Source organism: Kitasatospora sp. NPDC022856 (assembly GCF_055561235.1).
In genome coordinates, this window is the sequence record NZ_JBVHHE010000006.1 from 233,052 (window position 1) to 247,291 (window position 14,240).

At 74.5% G+C, this 14,240-nt stretch carries 13 protein-coding genes and 1 pseudogene; 7 read left to right on the forward strand and 7 right to left on the reverse strand.

The features are described 5' to 3' along the window. Window positions 1-191: 191 nt before the first annotated feature. A complete protein-coding gene (locus ACZ34W_RS10000) occupies window positions 192-647 on the forward strand; it encodes a carboxymuconolactone decarboxylase family protein (protein WP_465603006.1) in 456 nt (151 codons plus the stop codon). Between the two features lie 52 nt (window positions 648-699). Here the strand turns inward: ACZ34W_RS10000 and ACZ34W_RS10005 are convergent, their stop codons facing one another. Then, window positions 700-903 (reverse strand): hypothetical protein, encoded by a 204-nt coding sequence (locus tag ACZ34W_RS10005; protein WP_465603008.1) that lies wholly within the window; start codon window positions 901-903, stop codon window positions 700-702. 127 nt (window positions 904-1,030) lie between these two features. Further along, a complete protein-coding gene (locus ACZ34W_RS10010; protein ID WP_465603010.1) occupies window positions 1,031-1,165 on the reverse strand; it encodes a hypothetical protein in 135 nt (44 codons plus the stop codon). 300 nt (window positions 1,166-1,465) lie between these two features. Here ACZ34W_RS10010 and ACZ34W_RS10015 point away from each other — a divergent pair, with 300 nt between their 5' ends. Continuing rightward, a complete protein-coding gene (locus tag ACZ34W_RS10015; RefSeq protein WP_465603012.1) occupies window positions 1,466-2,326 on the forward strand; it encodes a hypothetical protein in 861 nt (286 codons plus the stop codon). Window positions 2,327-2,455: 129 nt separating this feature from the next. Here ACZ34W_RS10015 and ACZ34W_RS10020 read toward each other — a convergent pair whose 3' ends face one another. Further along, window positions 2,456-2,665 (reverse strand): DUF6011 domain-containing protein, encoded by a 210-nt coding sequence (locus ACZ34W_RS10020; protein ID WP_329489256.1) that lies wholly within the window; start codon window positions 2,663-2,665, stop codon window positions 2,456-2,458. Between the two features lie 143 nt (window positions 2,666-2,808). Here ACZ34W_RS10020 and ACZ34W_RS10025 point away from each other — a divergent pair, with 143 nt between their 5' ends. Further along, on the forward strand, window positions 2,809-3,576 hold the full coding sequence (locus tag ACZ34W_RS10025; protein WP_329489257.1) for a TetR/AcrR family transcriptional regulator: 768 nt from the start codon (window positions 2,809-2,811) through the stop codon (window positions 3,574-3,576). Window positions 3,577-3,797: 221 nt separating this feature from the next. On the opposite strand, the gene ACZ34W_RS10030 is transcribed toward ACZ34W_RS10025, so the two are convergent. Continuing rightward, window positions 3,798-4,133, reverse strand: coding sequence for a winged helix-turn-helix transcriptional regulator (locus tag ACZ34W_RS10030; RefSeq protein ID WP_329492216.1), 336 nt, complete (start codon window positions 4,131-4,133; stop codon window positions 3,798-3,800). Window positions 4,134-4,422: 289 nt separating this feature from the next. On the opposite strand from ACZ34W_RS10030, the pseudogene ACZ34W_RS10035 reads away from it, so the two are divergent. Both ACZ34W_RS10035 and rarD read left to right on the forward strand, forming a co-directional pair. Continuing rightward, window positions 4,423-5,282, forward strand: a pseudogene (locus tag ACZ34W_RS10035) (SDR family oxidoreductase). 153 nt (window positions 5,283-5,435) lie between these two features. Next, the gene (rarD, locus tag ACZ34W_RS10040; protein WP_465603014.1) at window positions 5,436-6,527 is read left to right on the forward strand and encodes an EamA family transporter RarD; all 1,092 of its coding nucleotides are present in this window, start codon (window positions 5,436-5,438) and stop codon (window positions 6,525-6,527) included. 56 nt (window positions 6,528-6,583) lie between these two features. Here rarD and ACZ34W_RS10045 read toward each other — a convergent pair whose 3' ends face one another. From ACZ34W_RS10045 to ACZ34W_RS10055, 3 genes are read right to left on the reverse strand one after another with little or no spacing between them, the layout of a single operon-like run. Continuing rightward, window positions 6,584-7,552 carry an ABC transporter permease subunit gene (locus ACZ34W_RS10045; protein ID WP_465603016.1) on the reverse strand — a complete coding sequence of 323 codons (969 nt, stop codon included), beginning with the start codon at window positions 7,550-7,552 and terminating at the stop codon, window positions 6,584-6,586. Beyond that, a complete protein-coding gene (locus tag ACZ34W_RS10050) occupies window positions 7,539-8,693 on the reverse strand; it encodes an ABC transporter ATP-binding protein (RefSeq protein WP_465603018.1) in 1,155 nt (384 codons plus the stop codon). Before ACZ34W_RS10050 ends, ACZ34W_RS10045 begins: the two co-directional genes overlap by 14 nt. Continuing rightward, window positions 8,693-9,931, reverse strand: a complete 1,239-nt coding sequence (locus ACZ34W_RS10055; RefSeq protein ID WP_465603020.1) for a LolA family protein — start codon at window positions 9,929-9,931, stop codon at window positions 8,693-8,695. The genes ACZ34W_RS10050 and ACZ34W_RS10055 overlap by 1 nt, the downstream gene beginning before the upstream one ends. Window positions 9,932-10,110: 179 nt before the next feature. Between ACZ34W_RS10055 and ACZ34W_RS10060 the strand changes: the two genes are divergently transcribed. Together ACZ34W_RS10060 and ACZ34W_RS10065 are read left to right on the forward strand one after the other, a co-directional pair. Beyond that, on the forward strand, window positions 10,111-12,717 hold the full coding sequence (locus tag ACZ34W_RS10060) for a bifunctional FO biosynthesis protein CofGH (protein WP_465603022.1): 2,607 nt from the start codon (window positions 10,111-10,113) through the stop codon (window positions 12,715-12,717). Between the two features lie 278 nt (window positions 12,718-12,995). Then, a complete protein-coding gene (locus ACZ34W_RS10065; protein WP_380382174.1) occupies window positions 12,996-14,111 on the forward strand; it encodes an ADP-ribosylglycohydrolase family protein in 1,116 nt (371 codons plus the stop codon). The last annotated feature ends 129 nt before the right edge of the window (window positions 14,112-14,240 follow it).

Genomic DNA, 14,240 nt, shown 5'->3' on the forward strand with positions numbered 1-14,240 from the left:
CATAGTACGGAGAATTGAGCCAGGGGTCTGCGAGGGGGAGTGGGCGGGGAGCGCGCGGGATCGGGGCTTGTGTTGGAGTGAACTCCAACTCATACCGTCGTCATGTCGGCCGGGGAGGACTCCTCCCGGGGCCGGAAGCCCGATCGCCCGTCCCTGATTGCAGCCGTCCCGACGGCAGAAACGGATCACCCATGACGAACGCCATCGCCACCGCCTCCACCATCGCCGCCTCCACCGCGGCTGTCCGGCAGGAGCGCTTCGACCACGGCATGGGCGTCCTGGCCCGGATCGACGGCGAGAGCGGCCAGAAGGTCATCGAGGCGCTGGCGGACGTCTCGCCGGAACTCGGCCACCAGGTCGTCGCCTGGGCCTTCGGCGACATCTACGACCGCCCGGGCCTGGCGCCGCGCGACCGGCAGCTGGTGACCCTCGGCATGCTCACCGCGCTCGGCGGCTGCGAGCCCCAGCTGGAGGTGCACATCAACGCGGCCCTCAACGTCGGGCTCGGTCGGGAGGAGATCGTCGAGGCGCTGCTGCACTCGGCCGTCTACTGCGGGATGCCCCGCGCCCTCAACGCGACGTTCGTCGCCAAGAAGGTCTTCGGGGAGCGCGGCCTGCTGCCCGTCGCAGTGCCGGCCGAGGGCTGACCCCGAGTGGGGCCGGGGGCCGGGGGTCGGGGGGCGGGGGTGCGGTGGGGCTTCAGGAGTCGGAGGCGCCCGGGTCGGAGCGGCGGGACGACTTGGCGAAGGCCCTGAAGGCGGCGAGGAGCCCGTCACGGGCGACCCCCGCGAACAGTACGGCGACCCGCAGCGGGTAGTTCCGGGCGTACCGGGCCCGAACGGAGCGGACGGCACGCGGGGCCGCGGGGTCCTGGCGGGGCGTCGGGCGGTGGGGCTCGTTCATGAGGGGACGGTACCTCGGGGGTCGGCGTGCGGCCGCGGCTGGCGGGGTTGGTGAAGTCGGTGGGGTCGGAGCGCGAGGTGCGGGCGCCGGGCCGGTGGGACCGGCCCGGCGCCCGCACCTCGCACCACTACTTCCAGAAGATGGCACCCTTGCCCAGGCTGTAGGGCGCGCCCCAGTATTCGGCGCCCGTGAGGGTCAGGGCGCCGACCGCTGCGAGACCGACGAGCGTCCACATGCGCTTGCGGGTGTGGATGCCGTTCATAGGAGGTTCCCCCGTGTTCCGGGCCGTCAGGCGGCGGCCCTGCTGAGATCTTGATAGCGGGTCCGGGGGTCGGGGGCCACGGCTTCGGCGCGGTTCGGCCCGGATGTGACGTGACCGCTTCGGAGTTGTCGACGAGCCGGTACGGTAGCGCCCCTTGCGCCCGGCCGCCCGGCTGCCGAACCGCGCGGCGCTGAACCGGCCCTGACGGAGGGACGTGGCAGGTGTCGGGCCCGTTGCGGAGGCGTCTCGGAGGCATCTCGACCGGACGCCCCGCCCGCGCGCCTGGCTACGGTGGTGGCCATGAGTACGGGGGGCGGATCGGCCTGGGCCGGGGTACGGCGGGTCTTGCTGACGTTGTCGGGCGTGGTCGTGGCCGGGGCGGTGATCCTCGTCGCGGTCGTCCTCTGGCAACTGCACGACCTCACCACCGTGCCCCCCGCACCGGACGCGAGCGCGCTCGCCCGGGCCGCCGACACGCGTGCGGCCCGCGACCGGGCGGTGGCGTTCGCCGACGAGCAGACCGGACTGGTCCGGGCGGCCGCGCCCTGGGCGGAGGCGCTGGACAGCTCGGTCGCCGACCTGTGCGAGGCCCGGGCCGCATCCGGCAGCTTCGGCAGCAAGCCGGTGTGGTCGGGGGTGATGTGCCGGCGGACGACGGTGCTGTACGCCGCGTTCGACGGTGAGATCGAGCCCCGGCTGGCCGAGCTGGACCGGGCGCTGGCCGGCGTCGGCTGGAAGCCGCGCAGCGGCGGCAGGGACTTGGTGCGGGAGCTGCACTACCAGCACAGCCCGGGCGGCGACGCCTCGGCCGAACAGACGGCCGAGGCGCTGGCCCGGCCGAACTCGGTCGCCGTCGACCACACGCGCGGCGCCGGGCAGAACTCCGTCACCCTGACCGTCGCGGTCGCGGACGGCAAGGGTCTGCCCAGGATCAGGGGCAGTTGGGACGACTCGTCAACCCTGCGCGGGCCGGACGCGAAGCCCTACGCGGACGGTGAGTCCGAGCGGGTCGTGTACCAGGACTGGCGGCGCGTGGACGCCGAGGCACTTCAGGCGAAGGCCTACGTGGACCACCGGTACCTGCTGGCGATCGGCGTGACCCAGCTCTACGCCGCCGGCTGCCCGGGCGCCACGTGCAACGGGAGCGCACCGAGCTGGTGACGGCCGGCCCGGAAGGCCTCGGGTCGGAGTGGGAAGTCGGCCGGTCCGACGTCCTGCTCCGCGGCTCATTGCCCCTGCGGCGCCTCAGGAGGCGGAGCCGGGTGTTGCGGTTCCGGCCGATGCGGCCGGTCACCGGGACGGGCCGAACCCGGGCAACGGGTCCTGGTCGACCTCGTGGCGGGCGACCCGTTCGGTCGGGTCCCGGCACTCCGGGCCCAGGCGCAGGATGCGGGATTCCGGGTCGTGCAGCGGGCGGTGGCAGCGGCGGCAGGTGACTCGGGAGCGGACGACCTCTGCCGAGTCGGTGCCGGGGAGTGGCTCGGGGGCGCGGTCGGTCATGGGTCGACCCTAGAGCTTGCCCGACGGTGCCCGCCGGGGCCCGCCCGGCCCCGCAGTCCGGACGCGCCGCTGTCTCCTCCCGGTGCGCTCCGGCGGTGCGCCCGGCGGGCCCTGTCCGGGCGGGCGCGTGAAAGGATTCCCCCATGGCGAGTGAACGCAGCAGTGCGGGGGATCCGGCGCGGACGCTGGCACTGCTCTGGGGCGTGTCGACCGAGGAGAAGCCGGGCCGTCGTGGTCCCCGGCAGGCGAAGTCGCCCGCGGAGATCGCGGCCGTGGCGATCGCGCTGGCCGACGCCGACGGCGTGGACGCGGTGACGATGCGGCGAGTGGCGCAGGAGCTGGGCGTCTCACCGATGGCGCTCTACACGTACGTCCCCGGCAAGGCCGAGCTGCTCGACCTGATGCTGGACACCGTCTACGCGACCATGCCGCGCAGCGCCCCCTCCGACGAGGGCTGGCGGGCCAGGGTCGCCGCGGTCGCGGACGACAACCGCGCGCTCTACCGCGCCCACCCCTGGGTGGCGAGCATCTCGACCAGCCGTCCGCCGCTGGGGCCGGGGCTGATGGCCAAGTACGAGTACGAGTTGTGCGCCCTGGAGGGCACCGGGCTGCCGGACGTGGAGCTGGACGCCGCGCTCACCCACCTGCTGGGTTTCGTCCAGACCTGTGCCCGGATGGGTGCCGACGACCGCGCCGCGCAGCAGGACAGTGCGATGACCGACGAGCAGTGGTGGGCGGCCAACGCGGACCTGCTGGCCCGGGTCTTCGACGCCGAGCGGTACCCGGTCGCCGCCCGTGTCGGTGCGGCCGCCGGCGAGGTGCACGGCGGCGCGTACAGCGCGGACCACGCGTACGCCTTCGGCCTGGCCCGAGTGCTGGACGGGTTCGCGGCGCTGATCGCGGAGCGGTAGCCACCCGGCGGGGCGGCGAATCTGTAGACCGGTCGGTTGATTCTGGACGCCTTAGGTAGACCGGTCTGCATATTCGCCACTGTACGGGCCCGGAATCGCTAGACCGGTCTACAGAAACACCCCTTGAGGCCCATCTCTGTAGACCGACCGACATATGTAGACCGACCGACATAAAACGCGCCGGCCCCACCCCCGAGCCCGCCCCCCGAGCCCGCCCCGACTCAGCGCGGGCGGGCGTCGTACCCGGCGCGGGCCTCCTGAACGACGGGGACGCGCTGCTCGGACCAGCGGGCGAGGGCCGCCACCAACTGGGCGGCCTCCCGGCCGAGCGGGGTGAGGCTGTAGTCCACCCGTGGCGGGATCACCGGATGGGCCTCGCGGAGGACGAAGCCGTCGCGCTCCAGGGTCTGCAGGGTCTGCGCGAGCATCTTCTCGCTCACCCCGGACACCCGCCGGCGCAGCTCGCTGAACCGGTAGCCGCGCTCGTCCAGGGCCGCCAGCACCAGGACGCCCCACCGGCTGGTGACGTGCTCCAGTACGCCGCGGGAGGGGCACATGCGGTCGTAGACGTCCGGCGGCGGCAGCTCGCCGAGCGGCACGGCCGGCCGGGCCGTCGAGGGGGTGGCGGCGTCGGAAGCGGTGGGGGCAGCAGGGGCGGCGCCCTGGGCCATTATCTGCATGTCATTACCTGCATATCAGTACCCTACTTTGAAGTGCGTACTTTCGAGAAGTAAGTGCCCCTCCTAGGGTGAGTGTCGAGGCCGGGATGAATCGGCCGTCCGACCGAGAGTTCAACGGGCAACGGCCCGAACCGAACCGACCTGACCCGACCCAGGGAGCAGCAACATGTACGTCGTCACCGGTGCCACCGGACAGCTCGGCCGGCTGGTCGTCGAGGGCCTGCTGGCCGAGGTCCCCGCCGAGGAGGTGGCGGTGGTCGTCCGCTCCGCCGAGAAGGCCGCCGACCTCGCCGCCCGCGGCGTGACCGTCCGGGTGGCCGACTACGACCGTCCGGAGAGCCTGGCGGGCTCCTTCGCGGCCGGCGACCGGGTGCTGCTCATCTCGGGCAGCGAGGTCGGCCGCCGCATCCCGCAGCACACCGCCGTGATCGAGGCGGCGCGCGCCGCCGGCGTCGCGCTGCTCGCGTACACCAGTGCGCCCGGCGTGCCACCTTCCGGCTGGCGGACGAGCACAAGGCCACCGAGGCGGCGATCCGGGAGTCCGGGCTGCCCTTCTCGTTCCTCCGCAACGGCTGGTACACCGAGAACTACCTGGGCGACGCCGCCGGCACGGTGGCGCGCGGCGTGGTGATCGGCAGCGCCGGGCAGGGCCGGGTGGCCACCGCCCCGCGTGCGGACTACGCCGCCGCGGCGGTCGCGGTGCTGCTCGGCGAGGGGGACGAGGGTGGTCACGCGGACACCGTGTACGAGCTCAGCGGTGACGTCGCGTGGAGCCTGCCGGAGCTGGCCGCCGAGCTGGCGCGAGTCTCGGGCCGACCCGTCGAGCACCGCGAGGTGACCCCGGCCGAGCACCGCGCGGTCCTGGTCGGCGCGGGCCTGCCGGAGGGTTTCGCCGACGTCCTGGTGGACGTGGACGCCGGTATCGCACGCGGCGAACTGGCCGGCACCCCGGGTGACCTGGCCCGGCTGATCGGCCGTCCGACCGTCCCGCTGGCGGAGAGCGTGCGCACGGCGCTGGGCGCCTGACGCACCGGAGCGCCGCCCGGGCCGACCGCGAAACCGCAGGTCGGTCGGGCGGCGTCTCATGTCATGAGCAAAATGCGAATACGGAGATGACAGTCGGCCCCCGCGCCCGCTACCGTCGGCACGACATTGGTGCGCGCGGAGGGCAGGCCGTCGATGGCGGAGACAACCCAGCAGGAGGCCGGCCGGGGCCTTTGGTACGGCCTGGCGGCGTACGGGATGTGGGGGCTCTTCCCGTTGTTCTGGCCGCTGCTGGAGCCGGCCGCCGCCGACGACATCCTCGCCAACCGGATGGTCTGGTCACTGGTCGCCGTCGTCGTACTGCTGCTCGCCCAGCGGCACTGGGGCTGGATACGCCCGCTGCTGCGCCAGCCCCGCCGACTCGCCATGCTGGGCGGGGCCGCCGCCGTGATCTCGGTCAACTGGGGCGTCTACATCTGGGGGGTCAACGCCGGTCACGTCGTCGAGACCAGCCTCGGCTACTTCATCAACCCGCTGGTCACCATCGCCTTCGGCGTGGTGGTGCTCAAGGAGCGGCTGCGGCCCGCGCAGTGGGCTGCCGTCGGCATCGGCGCCCTCGCGGTGGCGGTGCTGACCGTCGGCTACGGACGGCTGCCCTGGATCGCGCTGACCCTGGCCTTCTCCTTCGGGACGTACGGGCTGCTCAAGAAGACGGTCGGGCTGAGCGGGCTGGAGAGCCTGGCCGCCGAGAGCGCCTTCATGTTCCCGTTCGCCCTCGGGTACCTGGTCTACCTGGCACTCGTCGGCCGCGGCACCTTCGGGCACACCGTGGCGGGGTCGTTCGGCTGGGGGCACTCCGGGCTGCTGATGCTCAGCGGGGTGATCACCGCGATCCCGCTGCTCTGCTTCGGCGCGGCGGCGGTCCGGGTGCCGCTCACCGTGCTCGGGCTGCTGCAGTACCTGGCGCCGTTGTTCCAGTTCCTGATCGGTGTCACGGTGTTCCACGAGTCCATGCCGCCCGCCCGCTGGGCCGGCTTCTCGCTGGTCTGGGCCGCGCTGGCGCTGCTGAGCTGGGACGCGCTGCGCCGGGTGCGGAGCGATCGGGCGGAGCGGGCCGCCGTCCTGGCCCGGTCGGCCGCCGCCGTCCCGGCCGACGCCCCGGGCCCGGCCGACGTCCCGGCCACCCCGGCCACCACGTCCAGCCCGGCCGACGCCCCGGCCACCACGTCCAGCCCGGCTACCGCACCCACCCCGCCCCTCGACGCGGCCCCGGCGCCCACCCGCTGACGGAGGCGCGCACAGGGCCGGCGGGGGCCGGGGCGGCCCCGGCCCCCGCCGGCCCGCTACGCGGTGATGTCCCGGCTGGTGAAGCGCGACCACGCGGCCGAGCCGAAGACCGCGACGTACGCGGCCTGCAGCCCGAGGTTCTCCAGCACGCCGTCCCAGTACATCGGTTCGCGCAGCAGGTCCCCGAAGCTCAGCCAGTGGTGGGTGAAGAGGAACGGCTGGATCGCGTGCAGCTGGGGGAAGCTGTCGAGGATCTGGACGGTGATCACCAGGCTGACGGTGGCGGCCATCGCCGCGATGCCGCTGCCGGTGAGCGTCGAGATGAAGAGCCCGATCGCGACCAGTCCGGACAGCGAGGCGGCCACGACCAGCGCCACCAGCACCGCCCGCAGCAGCGCCGGGCCGAGCCCGATGGTCTCCCCGGAGATCAGCGTGACCTCGCCGAGCGGGAACAGCGCGGCGCCGGTGGCGAGCGCCGCCAGCGCGACCGTCGCCGTCGCCGCCAGGCAGAACGCCAGACCGGCGGTGAACTTGGCGGCCAGCAGCCTGGTCCGCCCGGCCGGCGCGACCAGCAGGTAGCGCAGGGTGCCGCCGGCCGCCTCGCCGGCCACCGAGTCGCCGGCGACCACCCCGACCGTCATCGGCAGGAAGATCGGCAGGGCCACCGCGAGCGAGGTGAAGACCAGGAAGAGGCCGTTCTGCGTCACCTGCGCGATGAAGGCCGGGCCCCCGCCGCCCTGCGACCCGTCGGTCTCGATCCTGACCACCACACCGATCAGGACCGGCAGCACCCCGAGGATCCCCAGCAGCACGATCGTCCGCATCCGGCGGAAGGTCAGCAGCAACTCGCTGCGGAACAGCGCCAGGAACCCGGCCGTCGTCTGCGCCCGGCGCCCGGTCACCCCGGGAACGCCCGGCAGGCCCGGCGCACCCACCGCGCCCGGCGCACCCACCGCACCCGCTGTCCCCGCTGTCCCCACCGTCTCCACCGTCTCCGGTACGGCCGGAGCCTCAGCCCGCGACATCGAAGCCCTCCCCGGTCAGCGCCACGAAGGCGTCCTCCAACGTGCCCCGCTCCACTCCGAAGCCCCGCACCCGCACCCCGGCCGCGACCAGCGCCGCGCAGAGCTCCGGCAGGCCGTCCTCGGCGAGCGCGTCCGGCGCCCCCTCGACCCGGTCCTCGCCCGGCAGCACGTCGCGGACCCGGTGCGCCGCCAGCACCCCGGCGGCCAGCGCCACGTCGGGGGTGCGGACCACCAGCCGCCCCTGGGCCCGGGCGGCCAGCTCGGCCACGGTGCCCTGCACCAGCAGCCGGCCGCGCGACATCACCGCGGCGTGCGTGCAGACCTGCTCGATCTCGTCCAGCAGGTGGGAGGAGAGGAAGACCGTGGTTCCCTCGGCCGCCACCTCCCGGATCAGCGCCCGGATCTCCCGCATGCCCTGCGGGTCGAGGCCGTTGGTCGGCTCGTCCAGCACCAGCAGCTCGCGCGGCTGGAGCAGGGCCGAGGCCAGGCCGAGCCGCTGCTTCATGCCGAGCGAGTACGCCCGCGCCTTCTTCCCGGCCGCGGCGGTCAGCCCCACCCGGTCCAGCGCTTCGGTGACCCGCTGCCGGCGGGTGCGCGGGTCGGCGGTCGGATCGGCCGCGTCGAACCGGGCCAGGTTGTCCCGGCCGGAGAGGAAGCCGTACAGCGCCGGGCCCTCGATCAGCGCGCCGACCCGCGGCAGCACCGCGGTGACGGACTGCGGCATCGACGCGCCGAGCACGGTGGCCACCCCCGAGGTGGGCGCGATCAGGCCCATCAGCATGCGGATGGTGGTGGTCTTGCCGGAGCCGTTGGGCCCGAGGAAGCCGAAGACCGAACCGCGGGGGACGGTCAGGTCCAGCCCGTCCACGGCGAGCTGCCCGCCCCGGAAGCGCTTGGTCAGCCCCCGGGTGCTGATCACGGCGTCGGACGGGGACCAGGACGGAGCGGCGGACCCGGAGAGAGCGGCGGACCCGGACGGAGCGGCGGACCCGGCGGGAGCGGCGGACCCGGACCGGCCGTCGCCGGTGGCGGGAGCAGTGGACGGGGCGACGGCGGGTACGGCCACGGGGGCCGGGCGCACCTCGGCGCCCCGGCCCCCGGCCGGCTCCGTAACGTCCCCCGTTACAGGAGCCCGGTTCATTACTTCACCCCGGCCGCACTCTGCAGCACCGGCAGCGTCACCGCACCGGCGAACACCCGGCCGTCATCCGTGACCAGCACGTTCAGCACCTTGGTGCTGATCAGGCTGCCGCCCTGGACGGGCTTGCCGAGCGACTTGACCAGGCCCTGCACGCTCTGGCCCGGCGCCCGGCCCTCGCCCCCGTGCCGGCCCTGCTTGCCGGACTCCGCCGGTGCCGGGGCGGCGTCGCCGCCGGGCAGCCGGGTGCTCAGCACCGTCGTCCAGCCCTCGCCGACGACGTTCAGGCCGTCGGCGCCCGGCTGCTCCGGCGCGCCGCCGGGGGCCTGCCGGCCCTCGCCGCCGGCCTCCGCCCGCTGCTCCGTCACCTTGGCGCCCTTAGGGGCCGAGAACTCGAAGGACTTGGCGGCCGGCCTGGCGAAGGAGACGTCCTTGAAGTGGACGTCCAGCACGGCGGAGCCGTCCGTCCCCTTGACCACCACCGCGAGCGGCACGCCGTTGTCGGCGGCCACCGCGATCCGCACCTCGCCGATGGTGGAGCCGGACTGGGTGGGCTTCACGCTGAGCTGGTACGCCTTCTGCCCGGCGACGTTCGCCGTGCCGTCGACGGTGACGGCGGTGGTGCCCGCGCCCGCCGCGAGGAACTCCTTGGCCGCCTCGGCCGGCGTGGTCGGCACCCCGGTGAGCGGCGCCCCGCCCCGGTGGCCCTCGGGCCGGGCGCCCTGCGGGGCCGTCAGGTGCACGGCCTCGTTGGTGGAGCTGTCCCAGGCCCAGACCTGGTCGCCGTTGTGCACCAGCTCGTACTCGGAGAGGTTCTCGATCAGGCCGACGCGCTGGCGGTCCGGACCGTCCACCGCGACCCGCAGGGTGTGGTCCCCGCCGAGCAGGCCGGCCAGCTTGGCCTCCGGCGCGGCCGAGGATCCCTGGCCGGCGCCGCCGGAGCCGAGCCCGCCGCCGGCGGCCGAGAACAGCTGGCTGGGCACCCCGAGGTCCGCGGAGACCGAGACCGTCCCCGAGAGCGTCTGGGCCTGCGAGCCGAGCGCCTTCGCCACCACCTGCTCCGCCGTCAACGCGGGCAGGTTCGGCGGGGCGTCGTCCGCCAGCGCGGGCACCAGCCCGATGCCCGCGGCGATCGTGCCCGCCACCGCCAGCGGCACCGCCACTCGCACCGCGGTGCGCCGGCCCGAGCGGTAGGGCACGCCGCCGCCCGGGTGTCGTTCAGTCGTCGTGTCGTCCGTCATAGCGTCCAACCCCTCCGTAACCGTGACCGACTGCCTGTCCGCTCCATTACACGGCCCCGGGGCGCCCGAGTCATCGCTCTGCAGGGCCAGATCGGGGTCGGTCTCCCGGCGCAGACGACCCTGACAGGCCCTCAGGGTCACCTCCTCCGGAGGTACCGGAACTGGCGTAGGGTCGCGCCATGGACGCAACCTTCACCCCGACTGCGAACGCGATGCGGCGCGCCCTGCGCCGTGCCCGGGACGGTGTCGCGCTGGACGCGGCAGAGGCTGCGGTGCTGCTCCGGGCCAGAGGCGCGGACCTGACGGACCTCTGCGCGAGTGCGGCCCGGGTGCGCGACGCGGGCCTCGCGACGGCGGGCCGGCCCGGCGTCATCACCTACTCCAAGAGCGTGTTCATCCCGCTCACCCGGCTCTGCCGCGACAAGTGCCACTACTGCACCTTCGCCACCGTCCCCGGCAAGCTGCGCCGGGCCGCGCAGGGCACGGCGCGGGAGCTCCCCGGGCGCAGCCACGGGATGTTCATGTCGCCCGACGAGGTGCTGGAGGTGGCCCGGCGCGGGGCCGAACTGGGGTGCAAGGAAGCGCTGATCACCCTCGGGGACAAGCCCGAGGACCGCTGGCCCGAGGCCCGCGAGTGGCTGGACGCGCACGGCTACGACGACACCATCGCCTACGTCAGGGCGATGTCCATCCGCGTCCTGGAGGAGACCGGCCTGCTGCCGCACCTCAATCCCGGAGTGCTGAGCTGGACGGACTTCCAGCGGCTCAAGCCGGTCTCGGCCTCCATGGGCATGATGCTGGAGACCACCGCGACCCGGCTCTGGAGCGAGCCCGGCGGCCCGCACTACGGCTCGCCGGACAAGGAGCCGGCCGTCCGGCTCCGGGTCCTGGAGGACGCCGGACGCAGCTCGGTGCCGTTCACCAGCGGGCTGCTGATCGGCATCGGCGAGACGTACGAGGAGCGCGCGGAGTCGCTCTTCGCGCTGCGCCGGGTATCCCGGGCCTATCACGGCATCCAGGAGCTGATCCTGCAGAACTTCCGCGCCAAGCCGGACACGGCGATGCGCGGCATGCCCGACGCCGAGCTGGACGAGCTGGTCGCCACCGTCGCGGTGGCCCGGCACATCATGGGCCCGGCGGCCTGCCTCCAGGCGCCGCCGAACCTGGTGGACGGCGAGTACGAGCGGCTCATCGGCGCGGGGATCGACGACTGGGGCGGCGTCTCGCCGCTGACGCCCGACCACGTGAACCCCGAGCGCCCCTGGCCGCAGATCGACCGGCTGGCGGAGCGTTCGGCGGCGGCCGGCTTCGAGCTGCGCGAGCGGCTCGCCGTCTATCCCGAGTACGTCCGGCACGGCGAGCCGTGGCTGGATCCGCGGGTGCTGCCCCACGTCCGGGCGCTGTCCGACCCGGAGACCGGGCTGGCCCGCCCGGACGCCGTGGTCCAGGGCCTCCCCTGGCAGGAGCCGGAGGACCTGCCCGCCGCGTACGGGCGGACGGACCTGCACGCCACCATCGACACCGAGGGCCGCACCGGCGACCGCCGGGCCGACTTCGAGGACGTGTACGGGGACTGGCAGGTGCTGCGCGAGCAGGTGCTCGCCAAGGGCGCCCCGGAGCGCCTCGCCGGCGATCTGCGCGGGGCGCTGGCGACGGCCGCCGACGACCCCGCCCGGCTGACGGACGACCAGGCGCTGGCGCTGTTCCACGCGGACGGCCCGGCCCTGGACGCGCTCTGCCGGATCGCCGACGACGTGCGCCGCGCCGCGGTCGGCGAGGACGTCACCTACTGCGTCACCCGGAACATCAACTTCACCAACGTCTGCTACACCGGCTGCCGGTTCTGCGCCTTCGCCCAGCGCCGCACCGACGCGGACGCCTACACCCTCTCCCTGGAGCAGGTGGCCGACCGGGCCGCGCAGGCCTGGGAGGTCGGCGCCACCGAGGTCTGCATGCAGGGCGGCATCCACCCCGACCTGCCCGGGAGGGCCTACTTCGACATCGCGCGCGCGGTGAGGGAGCGGGTGCCCGGCATCCACGTGCACGCCTTCTCGCCGATGGAGGTGGTCAACGGCGCGACCCGGACCGGCCTCTCGATCCGCGACTGGCTCCAGGAGGCGAGGGCGGCGGGGCTGGACAGCATCCCGGGCACGGCAGCCGAGATCCTGGACGACGACGTCCGCTGGGTGCTGACCAAGGGCAAGCTGCCCGCCGCGACCTGGGTGGAGGTCGTCACCACCGCGCACGAGCTGGGCATCCGCTCCTCGTCCACGATGATGTACGGCCACGTGGACAACCCGGGCCACTGGCTGGGCCACCTGCGGCTGCTGGCGGAGATCCAGCAGCGCACCGGCGGGTTCACCGAGTTCGTGACGCTGCCGTTCATCCACACCAACGCCCCGGTCTACCTGGCCGGCATCGCCCGGCCCGGGCCGACCGCGCGGGACAACCGGGCGGTGGTCGCGATGGCGCGGCTGCTCCTGCACCCGCACATCCCCAACATCCAGACCAGCTGGGTGAAGCTGGGGGCCGAGGGCGCGGCCGAGATGCTCCGCTCGGGCGCCAACGACCTGGGCGGCACCCTGATGGAGGAGACCATCTCGCGGATGGCCGGGTCGGCGTACGGCAGTTACAAGTCGGTCCGGGACCTGCGGGCGATCGCCGAGGCGGCGGGGCGCCCGCACCGGCAGCGCACCACCACCTACGGCGAGGTGCCCGCCGAGCGGCTGGCCGCGGCCCTGGCCTCGGACGGCCACCTGCCGGAGCTGCTGCCGGTCCTGGACTGACCTCCCCATCCGGTACCGGTGACGGCCCGCCGGGCTCCCCTGCCCGGCGGGCCGCCGGCGGCACAGCCTGCCGGCCCGGAGACGGGCACGGCCCGGCACGGCAGGGAGCCCGGGGTGGCCGGCCGCGGCCTGCGCGTGGCGGGATCGGCACCATCGTGTCGAAGTGCGGTGTTCGAGGGAATCGCTCGACTTGTTCGGTCATTCGAATACAGTGCGAGGGCGCGCGGCCGGCCGAGCGTCGCGCTCCCCGGTTCCCGGACGAAAGGCGCTCCGTCGTGATGCCACTGTGGTCACGAGCCCAGCAGCAGGACTTCCGCAGCCGGGTGCGGGGCTGTCTGCTCGGCGGGGCGATCGGTGACGCGCTCGGCGCGGGCGTCGAGTTCGAGTCGCTGGAGAAGATCCGAGCCGCGCACGGCCCGCTCGGCGTGACCGGCTACGTACCCGCCTACGGGCGGCTCGGGGCGGTCACCGACGACACCCAGATGGTGCTCTTCACCGTGGACGGGCTGATCCGCGCCCACATCCGGCGCGACACCGGCAGCTGGCACCCGCCCACCGACCTCCACCTCGCCTATCTGCGCTGGGCCGCCACCCAGCGGGACTGGGGCCCGGACGAGCGCCGCACCGACCTCGGCTGGCTCGGCCGCGAGGAGTGGCTGTACGCCCAGCGCGCCCCCGGCCAGGCCTGCCTGTCCGGCCTCTCCGGCCCGGACGCGGACCGCCTCGGCACCGTGGAGGTGCCCAAGAACCCGCACTCCAAGGGCTGCGGCACGGTGATGCGGGCGGCACCGTTCGGGCTGCTCACCACCTGGGAGCCGGGCCTGGTGTTCCAGCTGGCCGTGGAGTGCTCGGTGCTGACGCACGGCCACCCCACCGGCTACCTCTCGGCCGGCGCCCTGGCGGTGATCGTCCAGACGGTGGCCCGCGGCGGCACCCTGGAGGAGGGCGTCCACCTGGCGCTCGCCCTGCTCTCCGAGCGGCCGGCGCACGAGGAGACCACGGCGGCGCTGCGGGCGGCGCTGGACGCGGTACGGGCCGGCGAGCCGTCGGCGGAACGGGTCGAGGCGCTGGGCGAGGGCTGGGTCGCCGAGGAGGCGCTGGCGATCGGGGTGTACTGCGCGCTGGTCGCCCACGACGTGCGCTCGGGCCTGCTGCTGGCGGTGAACCACTCGGGGGACAGCGACTCCACCGGCGCCATCTGCGGCAACCTGCTCGGGGTGCTGCACGGGGACAGCGCCCTGCCGCCCGGCCTGGTGGCCGCGCTGGAGGGGCGCGGCGCCCTGCTCGAACTGGCCGACGACTTCGTCCTGGAGCTGATGCACGGCCCGGAGCTGCACGGCCTGGACACCCCGGAGGGCGCCGCTTGGGCGGACCGCTACCCGGTGCTGCGCTGACGTTCCACCCGGCCCGGTGGGCCCGATCGGCCCGGTCCGCCGGCGCGCGGCCGCGTAGGTGCCGGTAGCGGCGCCCGCGGCCCCGGGGGAGGGCGGCGGACACCGCTACCGGCGACTGCGCCGAGAACG